Origin of the sequence: Bradyrhizobium sp. Gha (genome assembly GCF_900113735.1) — a bacterium.
Lineage (GTDB): Bacteria > Pseudomonadota > Alphaproteobacteria > Rhizobiales > Xanthobacteraceae > Bradyrhizobium.
In genome coordinates, this window is the sequence record NZ_FOQM01000015.1 from 54,509 (window position 1) to 75,119 (window position 20,611).

General features: G+C 64.0%; 21 protein-coding genes. 16 read left to right on the forward strand and 5 right to left on the reverse strand.

What is annotated here, in order from left to right:
• The first annotated feature begins 63 nt into the window (after positions 1–63).
• Complete coding sequence (locus BM222_RS19155) at positions 64–390, forward strand: hypothetical protein (RefSeq protein ID WP_092230310.1); 327 nt, start codon at positions 64–66, stop codon at positions 388–390.
• A gap of 92 nt (positions 391–482) precedes the next feature.
• Complete coding sequence (locus BM222_RS19160) at positions 483–1,799, forward strand: cytochrome P450 (RefSeq protein WP_092230312.1); 1,317 nt, start codon at positions 483–485, stop codon at positions 1,797–1,799.
• Here BM222_RS19160 and BM222_RS19165 read toward each other — a convergent pair.
• Positions 1,700–2,950 (reverse strand): DUF763 domain-containing protein, encoded by a 1,251-nt coding sequence (locus tag BM222_RS19165; RefSeq protein WP_092230314.1) that lies wholly within the window; start codon positions 2,948–2,950, stop codon positions 1,700–1,702. The two genes, BM222_RS19160 and BM222_RS19165, sit on opposite strands and share 100 nt — an antisense overlap.
• A 124-nt stretch (positions 2,951–3,074) precedes the next feature.
• Here BM222_RS19165 and BM222_RS19170 point away from each other — a divergent pair, with 124 nt between their 5' ends.
• From BM222_RS19170 to BM222_RS19200, 7 genes are all read left to right on the forward strand, one after another.
• Positions 3,075–4,220 carry a mechanosensitive ion channel family protein gene (locus BM222_RS19170; RefSeq protein ID WP_092230316.1) on the forward strand — a complete coding sequence of 382 codons (1,146 nt, stop codon included), beginning with the start codon at positions 3,075–3,077 and terminating at the stop codon, positions 4,218–4,220.
• Between the two features lie 155 nt (positions 4,221–4,375).
• Complete coding sequence (locus tag BM222_RS19175) at positions 4,376–5,086, forward strand: TetR/AcrR family transcriptional regulator (protein WP_092230318.1); 711 nt, start codon at positions 4,376–4,378, stop codon at positions 5,084–5,086.
• A 29-nt stretch (positions 5,087–5,115) separates the two neighbouring features.
• On the forward strand, positions 5,116–6,000 hold the full coding sequence (locus BM222_RS19180; RefSeq protein WP_092230320.1) for an amidohydrolase family protein: 885 nt from the start codon (positions 5,116–5,118) through the stop codon (positions 5,998–6,000).
• A gap of 50 nt (positions 6,001–6,050) precedes the next feature.
• Entirely contained in the window at positions 6,051–6,764 is a 714-nt protein-coding gene (locus BM222_RS19185) for a PIG-L deacetylase family protein (RefSeq protein ID WP_092230322.1), read from the forward strand.
• Positions 6,761–7,444, forward strand: coding sequence for a 4-carboxy-4-hydroxy-2-oxoadipate aldolase/oxaloacetate decarboxylase (locus BM222_RS19190; RefSeq protein ID WP_092230324.1), 684 nt, complete (start codon positions 6,761–6,763; stop codon positions 7,442–7,444). Before BM222_RS19185 ends, BM222_RS19190 begins: the two co-directional genes overlap by 4 nt.
• 21 nt (positions 7,445–7,465) lie before the next feature.
• Positions 7,466–8,335: a substrate-binding domain-containing protein gene (locus BM222_RS19195; RefSeq protein WP_092230326.1), complete on the forward strand. Its 870-nt coding sequence runs from the start codon at positions 7,466–7,468 to the stop codon at positions 8,333–8,335.
• Positions 8,335–9,249, forward strand: coding sequence for a DUF1932 domain-containing protein (locus tag BM222_RS19200; protein WP_092230328.1), 915 nt, complete (start codon positions 8,335–8,337; stop codon positions 9,247–9,249). The genes BM222_RS19195 and BM222_RS19200 overlap by 1 nt, the downstream gene beginning before the upstream one ends.
• 10 nt (positions 9,250–9,259) lie before the next feature.
• Here the strand turns inward: BM222_RS19200 and BM222_RS19205 are convergent, their stop codons facing one another.
• The 3 genes from BM222_RS19205 to BM222_RS19215 form a co-directional block, all read right to left on the reverse strand.
• Positions 9,260–9,577 carry a hypothetical protein gene (locus BM222_RS19205; protein WP_092230525.1) on the reverse strand — a complete coding sequence of 106 codons (318 nt, stop codon included), beginning with the start codon at positions 9,575–9,577 and terminating at the stop codon, positions 9,260–9,262.
• Positions 9,578–9,724: 147 nt separating this feature from the next.
• Complete coding sequence (locus tag BM222_RS19210; RefSeq protein WP_092230330.1) at positions 9,725–10,930, reverse strand: amidohydrolase family protein; 1,206 nt, start codon at positions 10,928–10,930, stop codon at positions 9,725–9,727.
• A 32-nt stretch (positions 10,931–10,962) separates the two neighbouring features.
• Positions 10,963–12,219: an amidohydrolase family protein gene (locus BM222_RS19215; RefSeq protein ID WP_092230332.1), complete on the reverse strand. Its 1,257-nt coding sequence runs from the start codon at positions 12,217–12,219 to the stop codon at positions 10,963–10,965.
• Positions 12,220–12,424: 205 nt separating this feature from the next.
• Between BM222_RS19215 and BM222_RS19220 the strand changes: the two genes are divergently transcribed.
• From BM222_RS19220 to BM222_RS19245, 6 genes are all read left to right on the forward strand, one after another.
• Positions 12,425–13,333 carry an amino acid ABC transporter substrate-binding protein gene (locus tag BM222_RS19220; protein ID WP_092230528.1) on the forward strand — a complete coding sequence of 303 codons (909 nt, stop codon included), beginning with the start codon at positions 12,425–12,427 and terminating at the stop codon, positions 13,331–13,333.
• A gap of 112 nt (positions 13,334–13,445) precedes the next feature.
• Positions 13,446–13,919, forward strand: a complete 474-nt coding sequence (locus BM222_RS19225; RefSeq protein WP_092230334.1) for a MarR family winged helix-turn-helix transcriptional regulator — start codon at positions 13,446–13,448, stop codon at positions 13,917–13,919.
• Positions 13,920–13,921: 2 nt separating this feature from the next.
• Entirely contained in the window at positions 13,922–15,973 is a 2,052-nt protein-coding gene (locus BM222_RS19230; protein WP_092230336.1) for an FUSC family protein, read from the forward strand.
• The gene (locus tag BM222_RS19235) at positions 15,970–16,176 is read left to right on the forward strand and encodes a DUF1656 domain-containing protein (RefSeq protein WP_092230338.1); all 207 of its coding nucleotides are present in this window, start codon (positions 15,970–15,972) and stop codon (positions 16,174–16,176) included. The genes BM222_RS19230 and BM222_RS19235 overlap by 4 nt, the downstream gene beginning before the upstream one ends.
• A complete protein-coding gene (locus tag BM222_RS19240; protein WP_092230341.1) occupies positions 16,173–17,039 on the forward strand; it encodes an efflux RND transporter periplasmic adaptor subunit in 867 nt (288 codons plus the stop codon). The genes BM222_RS19235 and BM222_RS19240 overlap by 4 nt, the downstream gene beginning before the upstream one ends.
• A 503-nt stretch (positions 17,040–17,542) precedes the next feature.
• Entirely contained in the window at positions 17,543–17,731 is a 189-nt protein-coding gene (locus BM222_RS19245; protein WP_092230343.1) for a hypothetical protein, read from the forward strand.
• Positions 17,732–17,758: 27 nt separating this feature from the next.
• Here BM222_RS19245 and BM222_RS19250 read toward each other — a convergent pair whose 3' ends face one another.
• On the reverse strand, positions 17,759–19,384 hold the full coding sequence (locus BM222_RS19250; RefSeq protein ID WP_092230531.1) for a long-chain fatty acid--CoA ligase: 1,626 nt from the start codon (positions 19,382–19,384) through the stop codon (positions 17,759–17,761).
• Positions 19,385–19,685: 301 nt separating this feature from the next.
• On the opposite strand from BM222_RS19250, the gene BM222_RS19255 reads away from it, so the two are divergent.
• Entirely contained in the window at positions 19,686–20,492 is an 807-nt protein-coding gene (locus BM222_RS19255; protein ID WP_092230536.1) for a shikimate dehydrogenase family protein, read from the forward strand.
• Positions 20,493–20,611: the final 119 nt, after the last annotated feature.

The following is a 20,611-nucleotide window of genomic DNA, read 5'->3' on the forward strand; positions in this document are numbered from 1 at the left end:
TGGGCGTTGCCCCGCCGATTCGGGCCTTGATAAACTGTGGGAGCGAATCAGCGGAGTTCCCACATGGTTGCGGACAGCGACAGCAACATCGCCTGGCACCGGGTTCAGTTGAAGAAGAACCGCGCCGAGTTGAAGGCGCTGGAGACCGCGCGCTTCACGATGGGCGAGATCGCGTCCTCGAAGCGGAACGGCCAGACCCAGAAGGCGGTCGTGGAACTGAAACGCAAGATCGCGCAGTCCGAGCGTGTGATCGCCGATCACGACAAGCGCACGCGCCGTCCGCTCGGTACCGACCTGCAAAGTCTGAGCAATGGCAGCTGGAGCCATTGGGACGCCTACACCAGCCAGCAGCAGCGCAAGGCCGGCCCGCGCACGCCGGGACGCGGTTAGTCCGGTCGCGCGAGCAGGGTGGGTTCCGGCCCTTGCATCTGCAGCATCGTACGCCATCTGGTTGAAGCGCCACCAACCTGTCCGGTGATCCCATGGGACCGCGCCTCGATTTCACCAGCGAGGCCTTCTTTCGCGACCCGCCCAACGCCATCGCGGCCCTGCGGGCGCAAGGGCCCGTGGTCGCCACCCGTTTTCCCCTCGTCGGCGACGTCTGGATCACGACCACTCATGACGCCGCCGCACAGGTGCTGAAGGACAGCGCGGTCTTTACGCTGCGCAAGGAAGATGGCGACGTGGCCGGCCTGCGCTGGTGGATGCCGGGCCTGGTCAGGACCATCGCGAACAACATGCTGGCGATGGACGAGCCGGACCATACCCGGCTGCGGAACATCGTCGACGAAGCCTTTCGCCGCCGCGCCATCCTCGCGATGGAGCCGCGCATCCGCGACATCGCGGATGACCTTGCGTCGGAATTGTTCGCGGAAGGAAGTCCGGCCGATCTCGTCGAGCGCTATGCGCGCATCCTGCCACTGTCTGTGATCTCCGAGCTGCTTGGCCTGCCGATGGCGGATCGCCCGCGCTTCATCGCCTGGGCCAATGCGATGTCCTCGCTGACGAACGTCGTCAGCTTCTTTCGCCTGCTGCTCGCGTTTCGCAAGATGCGGAACTATCTCCGGGAGCAGCTGCAAATCGCGCGCGAGCGAGGCGGCGAAGGCCTGATCGCGGAGTTGGTCCAGGTCGAACGCGAGGGCGGCGAGATCACGCCGGACGAAATGGTCTCGATGGTGTTCCTGCTGCTCGCGGCGGGCTCCGAGACCACCACGCATCTCATCAGTGGCTCGGTGTACGAGCTGCTCGGGAATCCGGCGCTGCGCGACTGGCTGGAACAGGACTGGAGCCGCGCCGGGCTTGCAGTGGAAGAGTTCTTGCGTTTCGTTTCGCCAGTGCAGTTTTCAAAACCGCGTTATGTGCGACGGAACGTCGAGCTCGAAGGCGTGCGGCTGAAGAAGGGTGATCGGGTCATGGTGATGCTCGCGGCGGCGAACATGGATCCGGCGGTGCACGAGCAACCGGCGCGGCTCGATCTCGAACGCAAGCCCAACCGCCACATCTCGTTCGGCACGGGAATTCATTTCTGCCTCGGCCATCAGCTGGCGCGGATCGAGGGCGCGTGTGCGCTCCAGGCGCTGTTGACCCGCTGGCCAAGGCTTGGTCTGGCTGTCGATCCGTCGCAGATCCGCTGGCGCAAGCGGCCGGGCCTCCGCGCGATCGCGAAGTTGCCCGTTGTGGCCGATTCCGGCGAGCGGCGTCAGGCCGTCGATTTGCGCGACGCGACCAGATCTCGTTCCCAGCCGAACACGGAGCGGCCGTCGAGATCGGGCGAGGCTGCACGTTCGCCCTCGATGTAGGCCCCGACCGACGGGCCGTCTGCAGTGCGTTCAAGCCGCCGCGCCTGGTCGTCGAGGCGCTTGATCGCCTGCATCTCTTCCTCGCGTCCGAGCTTGGCGCTCTGGATCGCGCCCTTCAGCACGCGGATGGTCTCGTCATAGACCTTGATCGGGACGGGGTAGGGATGCCGGTCCTTGCCGCCATGAGCGAGCGAGAAGCGCGCTGGATCCCTGAAGCGATAGGGCGCGCCGTGCACGACCTCGGCGACCATCGCCAGCGAGCGCACGGTACGCGCGCCGACGCCGGGCGTCAGCAGCAGTTCGGGGAAGTCGACCGGGCCGCGCTCGGCAGCCGCCGCAAGCGTGCCGTGCAGGCGGCGCGCGAACACGTCCTTCGGCCTGACATCGTGATGCGCCGGCATGATCAGATGCGGCAGCATGGCCTGCGCGGGCTCGGGCGCCGTCCCGGAGAGTCGTTCGAATTCGGCGAGGATGCGATCGGGGCCGAACTCGGCGAGCAGCTCGAGTTGCGCGCTGCGCGAGACGTCGGCGCGATGGTCGGTCAGATTGACGATCTCGCCCTGCTGCGGGCCGTCGATCGCGCTGTGAGGCGCATCGACAAAACTCTTCAGTGCCTCGGAATGCCAATGATAGCGCCGGGCCTGGCGCTTGTCGCCATTCATACCCTGCTGCACGACCGTCCACTTGCCATCGGCGGTCACGAAGAAGCCGTGCAGATAAAGATCAAAACCGTCCTGCACGGCGGCGCTGTCGACTTTCGCCACGAGCCGCGAGGCCCGCGTGAGCTTCGCGCCATCGAAGCCGACGCGCTCACCGAGCTGCAACAGCTCGTCCGGCGTCCTGCGCGAATGCTGGCCGCGGCCGCCGCAGACATAGATCCCGAGCTCATCCTGGAGCGGGCCAAGCCCACGCTTCAGTGCACCGATCACCGATGTCGTGATGCCCGAGGAGTGCCAATCCATCCCCATCACGGCGCCGAACGACTGGAACCAGAACGGATGCGACAGCCGCTGCATGAACGCATCGCGGCCGTAATGATGCACGATCGCCTGCGTGACGATCGCACCCAGCGAGGCCATGCGATTCGCGAGCCACGGCGGAACCCGCCCGGTGTGGAGAGGAAGATCGGCGCTGCCGGTACGTCTGGTCATGGTTGCCTCAAACTAGCGCAGTTCGGCGACGGTTGCACCAGAGGGATGCTGCATTGCACGCAGCGGGCGGAGCGAAACAGGGCAGAATGCGTTGGCGAGGGCAAGTGCAATACCGGGGACATGAATGAACTGGCAGGCCCTCACGGCCGACATCGACAAGATGTTCGGGTGGATACCATCATGGTTTATCGGTCTCGGTCTGGTCGCCGGAGCGATGCTGCTTGCGCTGTCGTTCTATCGGCTCGCCGTCTGGCTGCTCAACCGCGCCTTCGGAACCCGGATTCCGCTCCTGAGCGTCTTCATCGAGCGCACCTCAGGGCCGGCGCAGCTCGCCGTGTGCCTTGCCGCCGTCGCGCTGGTTCTGCCGCTTGCGCCGCTCGACGACGCGTTCCGCACCCCTTTGACCCGTCTGTTCGTCGTTGCCGTCATCGCGCTGATCGGCTGGATATCGATTCGCGTCGTGGACATGAGCGCGGCGCGGTATCTGCAGAACTTTCGCGACGTCACCGAGAACTTCGTCGCGCGCAAGCACGTGACGCAAGTGCGCGTGTTCAAGCGCGTCACCGACATCATCATCGTCGTCATCACGGTCTCGACCGCGCTGATGACGTTCGATTCGGTCAGGCAATATGGCGTCAGCCTGTTCGCCTCCGCTGGTGCTGCCGGTCTCATCGTCGGTCTTGCCGCGCGACCATTGCTCAGCAATCTGATCGCGGGCCTGCAGATCGCGATCACCCAGCCGATCCGGATCGAGGATGCCGTCATCATCGAGAACGAGTGGGGCTGGGTCGAGGATATCGCCGCGACCTATGTCGTGATCCGGCTGTGGGACTGGCGCCGCATGGTGGTGCCACTGTCCTATTTCATCGAAAAGCCGTTTCAGAACTGGACCCGCGATACCGCATCCCTGATCGGCGTCATCGCGCTTCATGTCGACTATCGCGCGGACGTCCCGCGTATCCGCCGCTGGCTCGAGGGAGCCGTGAAAGAGTCGAAACTCTGGGATGGCGCAGTGGTCAATCTCCAGGTGATCGACGCGGATTCCCGCACCATCGAGTTGCGTGCGCTGGTCAGCGCACGCAATGCGCCGCAATCCTGGGACCTGCGCTGCGAAATGCGCGAGAAGCTGATCGCTTTCATCCGCGACGAGATGCCGGAAGCCCTGCCGCGCGAACGCGCCATCCTGATCCCGCAGGGCGGGGGCGACGATGATGAATTCCTGCGACGTGCTGCGTCGTCGGAGAGAACGAGGGCGCGTGCGCACAATTGACCGGCGAGCGAGGCATCTCATTGCTCAATACGCCTGATTGAGCGACGGTCGGCACGGCGGCAGCGCCTTGGAGCGCTCGGCCGAGCGTCTTGAGGGGCAACGGTGCCTCGTTTTTGTTGACGAGACCTGATCTTTTGTACGATAGTACAAATCACATGTCACGCAAACCCACCAGCAAGGACACGGCCCGCAAGCCGAACATGCGCGAGGCGATCCTCGCCGCGGCGGAGGAGTTGTTCGCCACCAACGGCTTCAACGCCGTCTCGGTCCGCGATATCGCTCACGCAGCAGGGGCCAATCCCGGCAGCGTGACCTATCATTTCAAGACCAAGGACGGGCTGCTGCTGGAGATCTACCGGCGCCATTGCGCGCCGATGAACCTGCGCCGCTCCGAGCTGCTCGCGGCCGCCAAGCGCGTGCGCGATCTCCAGGACCGGCTGGAAGCGATCGTGCGGGCCTATGTGGTGCCGGCCTTCACCTCGGGCAGCGATCTCGCCGGCGGCGGGGCGCGTTTCACGCGGCTGCGCGCCGTGATGTCGGCCGAGGGCAACGAAGTCGCGCGGAAAATCATCGCGCAGACGTTTGACGACACCAGCCATGCCTTCATCGACGCGATTCATGAGAGCCTGCCGCACATTCCGCGCACCGACGTCGTCTGGCGCAGCCACTTCCTGCTCGGCGCACTCTATTACTCGCTGGTGACGCCGGATCGCGTCTCGCGGCTGTCGCGCGGCGAGGCCGACGGCAGCGATCCCGCCAATGCCATCGAGCAGTTGGTGCAGGCCACCGTCGCCGCGTTTCAGGCGCCGGCGCTGGATCAGGCCGCTCCGGCACGGCGGCGGGCTGTCGCAAGCAGCAAGGTTTGAAGAAGCATTCTCGTCCGGCGGTTGAAGTGATGACGATGTTGTACACGCCGACCATTCCGCCGCCCGATCCCGACACGCGGACACCCAGATTCAAGCTGCCGAAACTGTCCTGCGATGCGCATTGCCACATCTTCGGGCCCGGCGCGAAATATCCATATTCGCCGGACCGATCCTACACGCCGCCGGATGCCCCGCTGGAAGACTTCACGGTGTTGCATGCCAAGCTCGGCGTGGAACGTGCGGTCATCGTCAATGCCAGCGTCCACGGCACCGACAATACGGTGGCGCGCGACGCCATCGCGCAGAGTAACGGGGCCTATCGCGCGGTCGCCAATATCGACGACACCATCACCGAGCGGGGCTTGCGTGTGCTGCACGACGGCGGCTTCCGCGGCTGTCGCTTCAATTTCGTGCGCCATCTCGGCGGCGTTCCCGACAAGCGCGTGTTCAACCGTATCATCGCGATGGTCGCACCGCTCGGCTGGCACATCGATCTGCATTTCGACGCGATCGATCTACCCGAATATGCGGGCATGCTGACGAGGCTGCCGCTGAGCTACACCATCGACCATATGGGACGGGTGACGGCCGCCGAAGGGCTCGACCAGCTTCCGTTCAAGATTTTGATCGAGCTGATGCAGCGCGATGAGAAGTGCTGGGTCAAGATTTGCGGCTCTGAGCGGGTGTCCTCGGCCGGCCCGCCGTTCGCCGACGCGGTGCCGTTCGCACGAAAAATAGTCGAGACAGCCCCTGACCGCGTCATCTGGGGCACCGACTGGCCGCACCCCAACGTGAAGATGATGCCGAACGACGGTGACCTCGTCGATCTCATTCCGCTGTTCGCACCGGAGGCGGAATATCAGCAGAAGATCCTGGTCGACAATCCCGCGCGTCTGTTTGGGTTCGACCGATGATCGCGATGGCGGTCGACAGAATGTCTACTCAAGAAGAGGGGAGTTCTCCCATGAAAACAGGTCTCGTGATCACCGCCCATCCTGGCGATTTCGTCTGGCGCGCCGGGGGCGCCATCGCGCTGCATGCGAAGAAGGGCTACCGCATGAAGATCGTCTGCATGTCCTTCGGCGAACGCGGCGAGAGCCAGTTTGCCTGGAAGGAAAAGGGCGCAACGCTGGAGTCGGTCAAGGCCGGTCGCAAAGACGAGGCGGAGCGGGCGGCCAAGCTATTGGGTGCAGAGATCGAGTTCTTCGATTGCGGCGACTATCCGCTGAAACTCACCGAGGCGCATTTCGACCGCATGGTCGACATCTACCGTGAGCTCAATCCGAGCTTCGTGCTGACGCACGCGCTGGAAGACCCCTATAATTTCGATCACCCGAATGCGGCGCATTTCGCGCAGGAGACCCGCGTGGTCGCACAGGCGATGGGTCACAAGCCGGGCGCGCAGTATAAATATTCGGCGCCGCCGGTGTTCCTGTTCGAGCCGCACCAGCCCGAGCAGTGCAATTACAAGCCGGACCTGCTGCTCAAAATCGACGAGGTCTGGAAGCAAAAATACGAGGCATTCCAGATCCTGGCCGCACAAAAGCATCTCTGGGGCTATTATGAGCGCGTCGCGCTCAACCGCGGCATCCAGGGCAGCCGCAACACCGGCGTGCCGATGACTTATGGCGAAGCCTATCAGCGCCTGTTCCCGACCGTGGCGGAGGAATTGGCATGAGGCCGGTCGTCGTTCGCAACATTGAGCGAGCCGATCCCGCCGGGATAGCCGAGTACGGCGTCTCGACCGTGCACGAGGCCTATGGCCGCCTCGGCCTGATGAAGCCATACTTGCGGCCTGTTTGGGCGGGGGCATCGATCGCCGGTCCCGCGGTGACCGTGCTGGCGCAGCCCGGCGACAACTGGATGATCCATGTCGCGGTCGAGCAGTGCCGGGAGGGCGATATCCTCGTCGTCGGCTGCACCACCGACAATACCGACGGCATGTTCGGCGAGCTGCTTGCAACCTCGCTCCAGGCGCGCGGCGTGCAGGGGCTGGTCATCGACGCCGGCTGCCGCGACGTCAAGGCGCTGCTCGAGATGAATTTTCCGGTGTGGTCGCGCGCCGTCTCGGCCAAGGGCACGGTGAAGGCCACGCTCGGTTCGGTCAACGTTCCCGTGGTTTGCGCCGGCGTCAATGTCGATCCGGGTGACATCATCGTTGCCGATGACGACGGCGTCGTCGTGGTGCCGAAGCGTTATGCCGCTGAAGTCGCCGAGAAGGCGAAAAAGCGCAACGCGGACGAGAGCGGCAAGCGCGCGCGCCTCGCCTCGGGCGAGCTTGGCCTCGACATGTACAGCATGCGCGAGGCACTGGCGAAGGCCGGGCTGGTCTACGTCGATCGTTTCGAGGACGTCTGAAGAAAAAAGCGGAGCGAGCGGATGGATTGTCTCAAGCTGAAGGCCGTGCTCGGCAATCACCCCCACGTCAAGGCGGTGAAGAGCGGTGAGCTCCGCTCCGATCTGTTCGATCTCGACTTCATCGAGTACACACCGACCAACACCGCGTTCAAGCCGATGGTGCGCGAGCAGGCCTTCGACGTCTGCGAGATGGCGATCGTGACCTATCTGATGGCCAAAGGTCATGGCAAGCCGCTGGTGCTGCTGCCGGCGACCGTGCTCGGCCGCTTTCAGCATTCCTACGCGCTCTACAATCCGGCGCACGGAATGCTCGGGCCATCCGATCTCGAAGGCAAGCGGGTTGGTATCCGCTCGTTCACCACGACGACGGGCGCCTGGATCCGCGGCATTCTCGCCAACGACTACGGCGTCAACCTCGACAGGATCAAATGGGTGACGTTCGAGGACCCGCACGTCGCCGAATATGTCGACACCACCGAGCGTGCGCCGAAGGACAAGAAGGTATTGCAGATGCTGCTCGACGGCGATGTGGATGCCGTGCTCGGCGAGACCTCGGACAATCACAGCCTGAAGTCGCTGTTTCCCGATCCGGCCGCGGAGGCCGCCAAATGGTATGCGCGCCGTGGCGTCGTGCCGGTCAACCATCTCGTGGTCGTGACGGAGCAGCTTGCAAGATCACGCCCTGACGTGGTCGCGGGCCTCTATGATCTGCTCAAGCGGAACAAGGAGCAGGTGGGACCTGCGGGGGCGCCCGACCTTTTGCCCTTCGGGATTGAAGCGAACAGGAAGCCGTTGGAGCTCATCGTCGACTACGCATTCCAGCAGGCGCTGATCCCGCGCCGCTATGCGGTCGGGGAACTGTTCGACGCGACCACACGAGGACTGGACTGATGGCGGATCCGAAGCGCTGGCAGATCGGGCTGGTTGGCTATGGTGAGGTCGGCCGGATCCTGGCCGAGGATTTGCGCCAGCAGGACATCAAGGTCGCGGCTTACGATATCAAGCTTGGCGGCGAGCAGGGCGCTGCGCTGAGGGAGCACGCGGCCAAATTTGGCGTGACGCTCGCCGCCTCTCATGCCGAGCTGACGGCGAGATCCGACTTCATCATCTCAGCCGTGACGGCGAGCCAGGCCGTGCCAGTCGCAAAGGCTTGCGCGGCTGCAATCAACCAGGGCACCTGGTTCCTGGATTTCAATTCGGCTTCGCCCGGCGCCAAACAACGCGCGGCAGCGCTGATCGATGGTGCCGCGGGACGCTATGTCGAGGGCGCTGTGATGACCTCGGTGCCGCCTTACCGGATCAAGGTGCCGCTGCTGCTCGGCGGTCCGGGCGCGAGGGAGCTCGAGCCGCTGCTCAACGCGATCGGTTTTGCGGCGAAGGTCGCGAGCGACAAGCTCGGCGTGTCTTCGGCGGTGAAGATGTGCCGCAGCATCATGATCAAGGGTCTCGAGGCCATGGTGATCGAAAGTTTTACGACCGCACGCGCCTATGGCGTCGAGGATGCCGTGCTGGCATCGCTTGCGGAAACCTTTCCCGCCATCAATTGGGAGAAGCAGGGCGCCTATTTCTTTCAGCGCGTGATCGAGCACGGCCGCCGCCGCGCCGAGGAGGTCCGCGAAGTCGCCGAAACCGTGCGCGAGGCCGGGCTGACGCCGTGGTCAGCGCAGGGTACGGCCGAGCGTCAGGCCTGGGTCGCCGATCTCGCCGATGAAGGCTTGTTTGGGATGAAGGGTACCAAGGAATTTGCCCGGAGCGCCGATTGGCGCATCGAGGCAGATCGTATTCTGGCGAAGATCAAACATTGAACGCGCGGGCTCAGCCCAGGATTTTGCCGCTGTCGAGGTAGCCGGAGATCTCGTCGCGCGCGGTCTGGATCAAATCGATCAGGCTCTTGGCCCCACGGACAACGTCCTTGGTGCGCTCGGTGCGGAATTCGGTCAGGATCATGCGAATGCACTTGTCGGCGGTATCGAGCGTGCGGAGCGCACGAGCCATGTCGTCCTGCGTGTGGATCGCCGCTATATCGAGGCCCGACAAAACTTCGCCGATGCCGTTCAATCGCTTGACGGCGGTCTCCGCAGGCGTGCTGGCCCGGATGGATCGATAATCAATGCTGCTGAATGCGCTGAACATATCCATAACTTCCCCAGAGAACGCAGCCGGTCGGGGCGCACGTCCTAGTATGGTTAGTGCGGCCCTTCCCGCAACGCGGGGAGCTACGGTCCGGGATTTTACTGGACTCGGATTTGGAGAAGGATTGCCGGTGAATTGGTCCGGCGATCAGCGAGCTTTCCCGATCATCCTACCATTTTCCGCGACGAGCATGCCTGCCTTGTACACGGCGCGGCCCTGTGGCACCGCGACCACGGCCTCAGGCACATGTTCCGCAGCCAGCGTCACGAAGTCGGCCTTGGCGCCGACACGCAAACCGTAGCCTTCGAGCCGCAGAGCCTTGGCGCCTGATTCGGTGACGACATCGAATGCAACCCGTAGTTCCTCGTCGGTGTTGAAGCCCGAACGATAGCCGAGCGTCGTCGCCCGGCGCAGCATGTCGCCATCGCCATAAGGCCACCATGAATCGCGGATGTTGTCGTTGCCGCTGAACACGGTCACGCCGGCATCGCGCAGGACGAGGATCGGCGGGAATGCCCGGGCGCCCGGCGCATTGGTCATGATCGCGACGCCGGAGCGGGCGAGGGTTTCGGCGACAGTCTTGAGGTGATCCGCCGCGATATCGCCCAGGCCGTAAGCGTGGCTGATGGCGACATGGCCCTCCATGCCGAGCGCGCGCGTGCGCGCCGCGATCTGCTCGATCTCGAAGGCGCCCAACGAGCCCATGTCGTGCAGGTGGATATCGACATCGACGCCGTGCTTCCCGGCGACGCCAAACACCACATCCAGATGCTTCTCGACGTCCCGGTCAAAGCTCGCAGGATCGAGGCCGCCGACGAGGTTCGCGCCGAGGCCGATGGCCTCATCCAGCAATTGCGGTGTGCCCGGGCTCGCCAGAATGCCGCTCTGGGGAAACGCGACGAGCTGGATATCGATCAGGTCCCGATACTCCTCGCGCACACGCAAGATCGTCTCGAGCGATTTCAGCCCGACCGAGCCATCGACCATGACGTGGCTGCGCATTTGCGTTGAGCCATTGATGATGCACAGATCGAGCTGGTTGCGGGCTCGCACGTCCATCGGCGCTGACAGGGCCATGTTCTGCGCCTGGAAGGCCACGCGTTCGCTTACGTCGAAGCCATCGGTGCACGGCTTGTGGGGACGCCAGGCGTCACCATAGAAGCTGGTGTCGAGATGGATGTGGCCCTCGACGAAACCGGGAACGACGAGAGCGTTGCCGAGATCCACAGTCGCGGCGTCGCCTGCGGGCGCATCAGCGGGCAGGAGCGCGGCGATACGACCGTCCTTGACCGCGATGTGGTGGCGCGCTCCGCCGTCGAAGCGTGCGTTCATGAAGAGTTTGTCGAAGGCCATCCGGTCGCTCCCCTTGGGTCGATGTGTAGCGCTCATTGTGGGCGCCGTTCAATTCGCGGGTGAAGCAGCTTGGCCGGCAGCCGCTCAAAGGTCTGCCGTCCGTCCTTGAAACCCATCAGGATATCGGGCAGCTCCGCGATGGCGAAACGGCTGTCCTTGATGTCGAGTACGACGAGATCGGCGCGCTTTCCGACCGCGATCCCGTAATCCCCGAGGTTCATGAGCCGCGCCGGCAGCTCGGTGACAAGATCGAGGCAGGTGTCGAAGTCGCCGACGGAGGCGTGGGCGACGTTGGCGTAAAAGTTCGCCATGCGCAGCAGCGATGCATCCCCGAACGGCGTGAAGGGATTGAGCACGTTGTTGGTCGCGACCGAGCAGACGATGCCGCCGTCCGCGAGCTTGTGCGCGAGCGTCAATCCACGCGGCGCGTTGTGGGTGGCCTCACGCCCCATCAGATAGAGATCGGTGGCGGGTAGCACGGTGACGGCGATTCCGGCCCTCGCCAATTGCGCCGTGGCCGCCTTCAGCCGATCCGGCGGCATGGCCGAAAGTTTGGTCACATGCCCGATCGCCACGCATCCCTGATAATTGCGCTGCTCGGTCTGCCTGACGACTTCGTCGAGATGCGACCAGGAGGGATCGAGATCGAAGTCGAGATGGAGGTCGATGTCGAGGTCGAATTGCTCGGCGAGCTCGAAGATGCGTGCGAGATGCGCGTTCGGGTCGGGGTCGGTATAGGGGCAGCCGCCGATCGCGTCGGCGCCCTGGCGCAAGGCCTGGATCAGCAGCTCCTCCGCGCCAGGATCATTGGTCAGGCCTTCTTGTGGAAAAACGCAGAGCGAGAGATCGATCGCCCAGGCGTAGTCGCGCTTGAGCGCCTTGACCGCCTCGAAGCTGCGCAGGCCGATGCGCGGGTCAATTTCGACATGGGTGCGCATCCGGGTCGTGCCGTGCACGATGGCGCGTTCGAGCACTTTTGCGCCGCGGGCATAGACATCGTCGATGCCGAAATCCCGCTTCATCGCCGAGACGGCACGGATGGCATCGCCGAGCGTGCCGTGGATGTGCCCGCAGCGTTCGAGCAGGCAGGCCTTGTCGAGATGGATGTGGGTGTCGACGAAGCCGGGGAGTGCGAGCCGCCCTCCGACGTCGATCTCGATGGCCTCGCAGGCGAGCCGGGATTCGATCGCGGTGATGCGTCCGCCTTTCACTCCGAGATCGACAGGTGTCACGGATGATCGCAACAGGGCGTTGCGGAAGATCAGGTCAAAGGCGGTCTGGGCGGTCATGGCGGAGAATCTTGGTGGTGGGCTCGTGAGGCTCGGCGAGGGGGCGCCTGCGCAGCAATGTAACTGACATGGAGGGCCAGCCGCCACATCGAAAGCGGCGACAGCTGATGAACGGAGGCTGGTCTGGCGCTTGGCGCGCGCCTGCGCTATCAACCGATCGATGGCGCCCGGCATGGAGGCGCAGCCGCTTTTCAGGAGCCCGCCGATGCGTTTTTCCGCCGTCCTCTTGGCCGTCACATGTCTTGCCGGCGCAGCGTCTGCCGAAGATCTGTCGGGCACGCTTCAGAAGGTCAAGGACACCGGGAAGATCACGCTCGGCTACCAGGAAGCCTCGGTGCCCTTCAGCTATCTCGACGGCAACCAGAAGCCGGTCGGGTTCGCCATGGACATCTGCCTCAGGATCGTCGACGCCGTGAAGAAGCAGCTCGGCATGCCCGACATTGCCGTCGAGACTGTCGCCGTGACCTCGTCGAACCGCATCCCGCTGATGGTCAACGGCACGCTCGATCTCCACTGCTCGGCGACCACCAACAATGCCGACCGCCAGAAGCAGGTCGCCTTCACCAACACGCATTTCCTGAGCGCGACGCGGTTTGCCGCCAAGAAGGCTTCCAAGATCAACACCATCGACGACCTCAAGGGCAAGGCCGTCACCGCTGTGGCAGGCTCGGTTAATTTGAACCAGCTCGCCAAGGTCAATACCGAGCGCAATCTCGGCATTAAAATCATGCCGGCCGTGGACCAGGCCGAGGCGTTCCTGCTGCTGGAGACCGACCGTGCTCAAGCCTATGCGCTCGACGATGTCCAGCTTGCGGTCGCAATTGCGCGCTCGAAGGAGCCGGCGCTGTTCATGATCAGCGAGGAGACGTTCTCCAAGCCTGAGCCTTACGGGATCATGCTGCGTCGGGACGATGCGGCGTTCAAGGCGCTCGCCGATCGCGCCACGGCCGAGCTCTATGCGAGCCCGGAGATCGAGGTGCTCTACAAGAAATGGCTGGAATCGCCGACTCCGCCGAACGGCCTCAACTACAACGTTCCGATGTCGGCAGCCTTGCGCAACGCTTTCAAGAATCCGAGCTCGAGCGCCGATCCGGATGCGTATCTGGTGAAGTGAGGCGAGGGGCTGGCGGCGCCACTGGAGTTCCTGAACTCCGCGTGCGCGTCAGCCGCGATTCCGTCACTGGATCGTGATTGCACGCTAATAGATAGTTTCCTATCTATTTTGCATGGCGCCCTCGCAGGCTCACATCCACGGCGAAATCGGCCGGCTGGTCACGCGTCTGGCCCGCCTCTGGCGGCGCGAGTCGGATCAGGCGCTGTCCGACCGCGGCCTGTCCTATGCGACCGCGATTCCGCTCCTGGTGCTGTCGCGGCAGGGCGAGAACGTCCGCCAAGGCGTGCTGGCCGACGAACTCGGCATCGAAGGGCCGTCGCTGGTGCGACTGATTGATCTGCTCCAGGCCGAGGGTCTGGTGGAGCGACGCGAAGACCGCAACGATCGCCGTGCCAAAACGCTCCATCTGACCAGCGCGGGCGAAGCCAAGGTCGAGGAGACCAACCGGATCTTGCGGCGCGTGCGGGCGCGCCTGCTCAAGGATATCGCGGCCGAGGAACTTGCGATAACGTTCGAGACCCTTCAGCGCATCGAACAGAGGGCCAGCCGGCTGCAGGACGCCAGGACCGGTCCAGAGGCGAAGTAGCTATGCGTCCAGATGAGCCGTTCCTGGTCCGCCATGCGGACCTCATCTTTGCTTTGAAGACGTTCGCCGCGTCGATGCTCGCGCTCGTCATTGCGCTCGCCATGGATCTGCCGCGGCCCTATTGGGCGATGGCGACCGTCTACATCACCTCACAGCCGCTCGCAGGTGCGACCAGTTCAAAGGCCTTCTTCCGTGTCATGGGGACGCTGGTCGGCGCGATCATGACAGTGGCGCTGGTCCCAAACCTGGTCAATGCGCCGGAACTGTTGTGCCTCGCGATCGCACTCTGGGTCGGGCTCTGCCTCTATCTGTCGCTGCTCGACGGCACGCCGCGCAGCTATGTCTTCATGCTGGCCGGCTACACGGTCGCGCTGATCGGCTTTCCCTCGGTGTCCGACCCCGGTGCGATCTTCGACACGGCTGTTGCGCGTCTGGAAGAAATTTCCCTCGGCATCATCTGCGCCAGCCTGGTCTCCACCATCGTGTTTCCCCGCAGTGTCGCCCCGGCAGTCGCAGGCCGTGTCGACAGCTGGCTGTTCGACGCACGCCGCCTCAGCCAGGTCGTCCTGCTGCGCGAGGGTACCGTTGAGACCCGCCGCGGCAAGCGCCTCAAGCTTGCCACCGATATCGTCGAGATCGACACGCTCTCCACCCATCTCGCCTATGACCGGCTGACCGATCGCAGCGCGGTGACCGGCCTCGGCGAGATCCGGCTGCGGATGCTGATGCTGCTGCCCGTGATCGCCTCGCTCGAAGACCGTCTGGCGGCGTTAGGGGAGGACGCTCTGCGGCGGCAGCCCGAGCTGAAGCGACTGCTGGAGGATCTTGCCCAATGGATCGTCAGCGAGGTCAGCACACGGCAACCGGCTGAGCGGATCCGCGCCATGATCGCGGAACGGCAGGCGGTGCTCGATGACAGCGCGTCCTGGGAGCGGATCATCATCACCAGCCTGCTGGCGCGGTTGCGCGAGCTGGTCGACCTCTCGCGCGATTGCCGGGAATTGACCGAGGCGATCGCCGACAACCGCAATGTCTCGACGCTCGATCTGGCGTTCCACTCCGAAGCCGGCGCTGCGCCCGTCCGCCACCGCGATCGCGGCATGGCCCTTTGGTCAGCTGCCGGCGCGGCCGTGGCCATCCTGATCTGCTGCGCGTTCTGGATCGGCACAGGCTGGCCGGATGGCGCATCGGCGCCGATGATGGCGGCGGTCGCTTGCTCGTTCTTTGCTGCGCAGGACGAGCCCGCGCGCTTCATCCGCAGCTTCGGCCTGTGGTCGCTGGTCGCCATCGTGGTCGTCGCGATCTATCTGTTCCCGCTGGTGCCCGCGATCTCGGACATCGAGCTTCTGGTCGTCGCGCTGGCGCCGACCTTCCTGCTCTATGGCTTCCTGATCGCGCGGCCGGCCACGGCGGGCACCGGCATGGCGCTCGCGGCCAACACCGCAACGCTGCTCGCGTTGCAATCGACCTATATCGCGGATTTCGTCTCCTACGCCAATTCCGCCGTCGCCTTCTTCGTCGGCGTCCTCATCGCCGAGCTGGTGACGCGGATCGCGCGCGGAGTGGGGGCGGAATGGATTGCCAATCGCCTGGTGTTGTCGAGCTGGATCACGATCGCGGTTGCGGCCGAACGGCGGGGAAAACGCGACCGCGCGGAGTTCGCAGGGCTCATGCTGCACCGTCTCGGGCTACTGGTGCAGCGCATCGCGTTCCTCTCCGAGAGCGACCGGCGCGACGCCGACAGCCTCGTGCAGCTCCGCATCGGGATCAACATCATCGATCTGCGCCGCGCGCGTTACGGGCTTGCGGCATCGACCATCGCCGTCATCGACGACATGCTCGATCAGCTCGCCATCGCCTGCCGCAACTATGCGGGCGGCGGAATGCCGCGCGAGCTTCTGGTCAGCGTCGACCGGGCGTTGGCGCAGGCGGTGAAAGATCCCAATGACAGCCCACGCGAAGACGCCTTGATCGGCCTCGTCGGCATCCGACGGGGCTTATTCCCGGACGCGCCGGCCTATCGGCCGCGTGCAGATGCGAGTGTGGCGGCATGAGATATGTCATCGACATCTATGGCGTGCTGGTGCCGGCGCTGCTGCTCTGGATCATCGTCGCCTATCTGCTGAGCGCGCTTCTGCGCCGGCTCATGCAACGCTTCGACCTGTACCGGCTGGTCTGGCACCGCGCGCTGTTCGATTTCGCCGTTTTCGTCTGCCTTCTCGGCGGCGTCGTCTATCTCTCGGAGTACCTCTCATGAAGGGAAGTTTTGCCTGGATCGGCCGGCTTGCAGTGACCATCATCGTGGTCATCGCTGCGGTCGGGGTCGGCCGCGAGCTGTGGGCCTATTACATGGAGTCGCCCTGGACGCGTGACGGCCGTGTGCGCGCGGACGTGGTCCAAGTCGCGCCTGATGTCTCCGGCTTCGTCACCGATGTGCTCGTCAAGGACAACCAGAAAGTCCATCGCGGCGATGTGCTGTTCAGGATCGATCGCGAGCGGTTTGCCCTGGCGCTGCGGCAGGCCGATGCGTCGGTCGCCGGGCATCAAGCGACGCTCGATCAGGCCAATGCTGATCTGAAGCGCTACAGTGCGCTGACGACCGATGCCGTGTCGCAGCAGAAGCAGGAACAGGTGCTTGCGACCCAGCTTCAGGCCAAGGCGGCCTTCGACCAGGCCGTCGCCGACCGCGCGGTTACCCAGCTCAATCTCGATCGCAGCGAGGTCAAGGCTTCCGTCAACGGCGTGATCACCAATATGGATCTGCGCCCCGGCGCGTACGTTTCTGCCGGCAAGGGCGTGATGGCGCTGGTCGACAGCGACACGTTGCATGTCGAAGGCTATTTCGAGGAGACGAAACTTGCGCGCATTCGTACCGGCGACAAGGCGGTGGTCCGCCTGATGGGCGAGAAGGCAACGCTGACAGGCCGCGTCGAGAGCATCGCTGCCGGGATCGAGGACCGCGACCGCGCCGAGGGCGCCAGCCTGCTCGCAAACGTCAATCCGACCTTCAGCTGGGTGAGGCTTGCCCAGCGCGTGCCCGTGCGCATTGCGCTGGATCCGGTGCCGGAGGGAATGTCGCTGGTTGCCGGTCGCTCGGCGACCGTGGAGGTATTGGACTAACGCAGCGACCAGATGATCACGCTTGGCTTGGGGAAAACCGGTACCGAACGTTTCAAAGCCAAATCGTAAGGCTAATCCTGACTCGCGCGTGTGTGAGTCGGGGGACTGTATGAGCGTTTGGTTTTTAGTCCTAGCAGCCTGCGTCGTCGGCGCGTTGCTCCTTCTGGCGTTCTGCCGGTAGGACCGACAGCAGATGTATTTGTTGCTGCGACGCATCAGCGAGCCGCGGAATAGCGGTTCCAAGCGGATCGTTTTTGACTGTGCACAGATGAACGCGTTCACTTCCGGCATCGGAGGCGGACGTGAGCTGGTTGTTTGTGTTTCTCATTGCCGCGAGCGCAGTCGTTCTGATCGCCCATGCGATTGACGCGATGCGTTCTTGAAGTTGGCCGTGACTCGGTTTCGTCGGTAGCTCGGTAAGCGCCGACAATGTTCCGAGGCGTGAGACTGTCATTTGAGGAGCTGGCCCTGCGGCCCAAGCTTGTCACGGGAGGAATACGATCATGCTTGCGTTCTATCTGCCGATCATCATTTTCGGAGCGATGCTCGAAGCGTTTTCGATTCGCAATGTATCGCCGCCAAGCGTCGACCAGATGCCGACCACAGCACTGGCTCCGTCAGGCACCTCGGCGACGGGCAGCGGGCGTGCAGCGGCTTCAGCTGAGCGCGCCTTGTCCTTGTCCGTGTCGTAGCGCGGGTTTGGAGGTCGCGAGCCGGGCTCAGCCGACGCGATAACCTCGAAACTTCTCGCGCAGCGCTGATTTGAGCACCTTGCCGGTACCGGTCATCGGGAATTCGTCGAGGAATTCGACCGCATCAGGCATCCACCAGCTCGCGATCTTGGGACGCATGTGATCGAGCAGTGTCTTGCCGTCGATGGTCGCGCCCTTCTTCCGGACGACGAGCAGAAGAGGGCGCTCCTGCCATTTTTCGTGCGGGATTGCGACCACGGCGGCTTGCAGCACATCAGGGTGGGACAGCGCGATGTCCTCGAGCTGGATCGAGGAGATCCACTCGCCGCCCGACTTGATCACGTCCTTGGAGCGGTCGGTGAGCGTGACGTGGCCGTGGGCGTCGATCGCGGCCATGTCGCCGGTGATGAGCCAGCCATCGCGATCGAGGCCCTCGTCCAGCTTCATGTAGCCGGAGGCGACCCAGGGGCCGCGGGCGCGCAAATGGCCGACGGTCCTGCCGTCGCGCGGCAACACGTGGCCGCCATCGTCGACGATGCGCAAGGTGGTGCCGAAGCAGGCGCGGCCCGAGATCTGGCGCCGGTCGAAGATCTCGGTTTCGCTGAGATGCTCCGAGCCCGGCCGCAACCCCGGCATCGAGCAGCCCAGTGCTTCGGTCATGCCCCAAGCCTGAATGTAGTCGACACCATAGTCGCGCTTGAGCTTCTCGACCATCGCGCGTGGCGGTGCCGATCCCGACGACAGCGTTGCGCGCAGCGCCGAGAATTTGTTGCCGGTACGGCCGAGCCAGTCGAGCAGGATCAGCCAGAAGCTCGGCACGCCAGCTGACAGTGTCACCTTTTCGCCTTCCAGCAGCTCATAGAGCTTGTCGGGCTCGTAATTGCGGCCGGGCAGCACCAGCTTCGATCCGGTATAGGGTGCAGTGAACGGCATGTTCCAGCCATTGCCGTGGAACAGCGGCGCCATCGGCATCATCACTTCGCGCACGCCTTCGCGATGCCCGGCAATGAAGTCGAAACTGGAGCTCGTCATGGTCTGCAAGATCGCGGCGCGATGCGAATAGATTACGCCTTTGGGATTGCCTGTCGTGCCCGAGGTGTAGCAGATGGTGGAGGCGGATTTCTCGTCGAACTCCGGCCAGGCGAAGCCTGCGTCGCTCTCCTTGTCCAGCAGCTCCTCATAGCAATGTACGTTCGCAAGTTTCGTCTCCGGCATGCGTTCGCGCGATGACATGATCACATAAGCTTCAACCGCCGTCAGCTGCGGCGCGATTGCCTCGACGATCGGCAGAGTGGCGCGGTCGACGAACAGGATGCGGTCTTCGGCGTGGTTGATGATGTAGACGAGTTGTTCGGGGAACAGTCGCGGATTGACGGTGTGCAGCACATAGCCCATGCCGGGCGCTGCGTAGAACATCTCGAAATGGCGGTGCGTGTTCCAGGCCAGCGTGCCGACGCGGTCGCCTTGCTTCATGCCGAGCCGCTTGAGCGCCAGCGCCATGCGCTTGATCCGCGGATGGGCCTCGGCATAGGTGTAACGATGGATGTCACCCTCGATCTCGCACGCGACGATCTCCGCCTCTCCGTGATAGTCGGCGGCATATTGGATCAGGCCGCTGATCAACAGCGGCATGTCCATCATCAATCCCAGCATCGTCCCCTCCGAAAAATGCCGTGCACCTTCAATGATGCGTTCGCGCTTGCTGGCAAGGTAGCGGAACGTCGCGCGACGTCCACGCAAAAAGCGGTGGACGCGATTGCCTGCGCCACTTTATCAGGGCTAACTGGCGCAGATTGCAGGCCGAAGCAGTGCCGCCGTGAAGGAGATTGATGTCAGCGGAAAGACACATGACCGGTGCAGCCGGCAGAGTTGGTGACGGCGACCTGGAGGGGTTGGAATTGACCTATGGGGCTGACGCGACGAGCGACAGCTATCCGGTTCAGGCATGAGCGGCATGATCCCGGCCCCTACGGGGGCGACGCGGCTCTACGTCATCATCGGCGATCCCATTGCGCAGGTGCGCTCGCCCGCCGGTGTTTCCGCGGAGTTCTTAGCCCGCGGCCATGATGGCATTCTGGTGCCTGTTCAGGTCGCGACCAGCGATCTGACCGGTTTCCTCCCGGTCGCGACGCGCTTGAAGAATCTCGACGGCATCGTGGTGACGATCCCGCACAAATTCGCCTGCTACCAGGCCTGCGCCAGTGCGACCGACCGCGCGCACTTCCTGCGCACCGTCAACCTGATGCGCCGGCGCGCCGATGGGGCGTGGCATGGCGACATGGTGGATGGCCTTGGTTTCGTCGGTGCCGCGCGGGCGAAGGGGATCGATCCAAAGGGGATGCGGGCGCTTCTCGTCGGTGCGGGCGGGGCGGGCTCGGCCATCGCGCTCGCCCTGGTCGAGGCCGGGGTGAGTGAGCTTGCCATTCATGACAGTTCGGCCGAGCGGCGGGATGCCCTCGTCGATCGGCTCAATGAGCTCGGCAAGGCGCGCGTGCGGGCAGGCACCATCGATCCCTCCGGCTTCGATTTCGTCGCCAATGCGACGCCGGCCGGAATGAGGGATGGCGATCCGCTGCCGGTCGATACCTCGCGGCTGGCGACGTCGGCCTATTGCGGCTGCGTCATCACGAGGCCAGAAATTTCGCCCTTCATCGCAGCAGCCCGCAAGCTGGGCTGCGTCACCGCGACCGGCACCGACATGTACGGGCAGCACCAAGGCATCATGGTGGATTTCCTGCTCGGGACCGATGGCGGACGCTAAGGTTTGATCATGTCAAGTGCATTGCTTGCATTGATTGCACTCATCGGGGCTTGAGCTGATACGCCTGACGTAGGATCATGCCCGCGCGCGGGCCGGGCGCGCAAAGTCGAGGGAAGGGA

What these genes read in the sequence shown, in the direction of transcription:
- BM222_RS19155 (WP_092230310.1), top strand. Translation starts at nt 64, where the DNA reads ATGGTTGCGGACAGCGACAGCAACATCGCCTGGCACCGGGTTCAGTTG.
- BM222_RS19195 (WP_092230326.1), top strand. Translation starts at nt 7,466, where the DNA reads ATGGATTGTCTCAAGCTGAAGGCCGTGCTCGGCAATCACCCCCACGTC.
- BM222_RS19175 (WP_092230318.1), top strand. Translation starts at nt 4,376, where the DNA reads ATGTCACGCAAACCCACCAGCAAGGACACGGCCCGCAAGCCGAACATG.
- BM222_RS19185 (WP_092230322.1), top strand. Translation starts at nt 6,051, where the DNA reads ATGAAAACAGGTCTCGTGATCACCGCCCATCCTGGCGATTTCGTCTGG.
- BM222_RS19210 (WP_092230330.1), bottom strand. Translation starts at nt 10,930, where the DNA reads ATGGCCTTCGACAAACTCTTCATGAACGCACGCTTCGACGGCGGAGCG.
- BM222_RS19240 (WP_092230341.1), top strand. Translation starts at nt 16,173, where the DNA reads ATGAAGGGAAGTTTTGCCTGGATCGGCCGGCTTGCAGTGACCATCATC.
- BM222_RS19170 (WP_092230316.1), top strand. Translation starts at nt 3,075, where the DNA reads ATGAACTGGCAGGCCCTCACGGCCGACATCGACAAGATGTTCGGGTGG.
- BM222_RS19165 (WP_092230314.1), bottom strand. Translation starts at nt 2,950, where the DNA reads ATGACCAGACGTACCGGCAGCGCCGATCTTCCTCTCCACACCGGGCGG.
- BM222_RS19200 (WP_092230328.1), top strand. Translation starts at nt 8,335, where the DNA reads ATGGCGGATCCGAAGCGCTGGCAGATCGGGCTGGTTGGCTATGGTGAG.
- BM222_RS19250 (WP_092230531.1), bottom strand. Translation starts at nt 19,384, where the DNA reads ATGCTGGGATTGATGATGGACATGCCGCTGTTGATCAGCGGCCTGATC.
- BM222_RS19190 (WP_092230324.1), top strand. Translation starts at nt 6,761, where the DNA reads ATGAGGCCGGTCGTCGTTCGCAACATTGAGCGAGCCGATCCCGCCGGG.
- BM222_RS19225 (WP_092230334.1), top strand. Translation starts at nt 13,446, where the DNA reads ATGGCGCCCTCGCAGGCTCACATCCACGGCGAAATCGGCCGGCTGGTC.
- BM222_RS19160 (WP_092230312.1), top strand. Translation starts at nt 483, where the DNA reads ATGGGACCGCGCCTCGATTTCACCAGCGAGGCCTTCTTTCGCGACCCG.
- BM222_RS19220 (WP_092230528.1), top strand. Translation starts at nt 12,425, where the DNA reads ATGCGTTTTTCCGCCGTCCTCTTGGCCGTCACATGTCTTGCCGGCGCA.
- BM222_RS19245 (WP_092230343.1), top strand. Translation starts at nt 17,543, where the DNA reads ATGCTTGCGTTCTATCTGCCGATCATCATTTTCGGAGCGATGCTCGAA.
- BM222_RS19205 (WP_092230525.1), bottom strand. Translation starts at nt 9,577, where the DNA reads ATGTTCAGCGCATTCAGCAGCATTGATTATCGATCCATCCGGGCCAGC.
- BM222_RS19255 (WP_092230536.1), top strand. Translation starts at nt 19,686, where the DNA reads ATGATCCCGGCCCCTACGGGGGCGACGCGGCTCTACGTCATCATCGGC.
- BM222_RS19180 (WP_092230320.1), top strand. Translation starts at nt 5,116, where the DNA reads ATGACGATGTTGTACACGCCGACCATTCCGCCGCCCGATCCCGACACG.
- BM222_RS19235 (WP_092230338.1), top strand. Translation starts at nt 15,970, where the DNA reads ATGAGATATGTCATCGACATCTATGGCGTGCTGGTGCCGGCGCTGCTG.
- BM222_RS19215 (WP_092230332.1), bottom strand. Translation starts at nt 12,219, where the DNA reads ATGACCGCCCAGACCGCCTTTGACCTGATCTTCCGCAACGCCCTGTTG.
- BM222_RS19230 (WP_092230336.1), top strand. Translation starts at nt 13,922, where the DNA reads ATGCGTCCAGATGAGCCGTTCCTGGTCCGCCATGCGGACCTCATCTTT.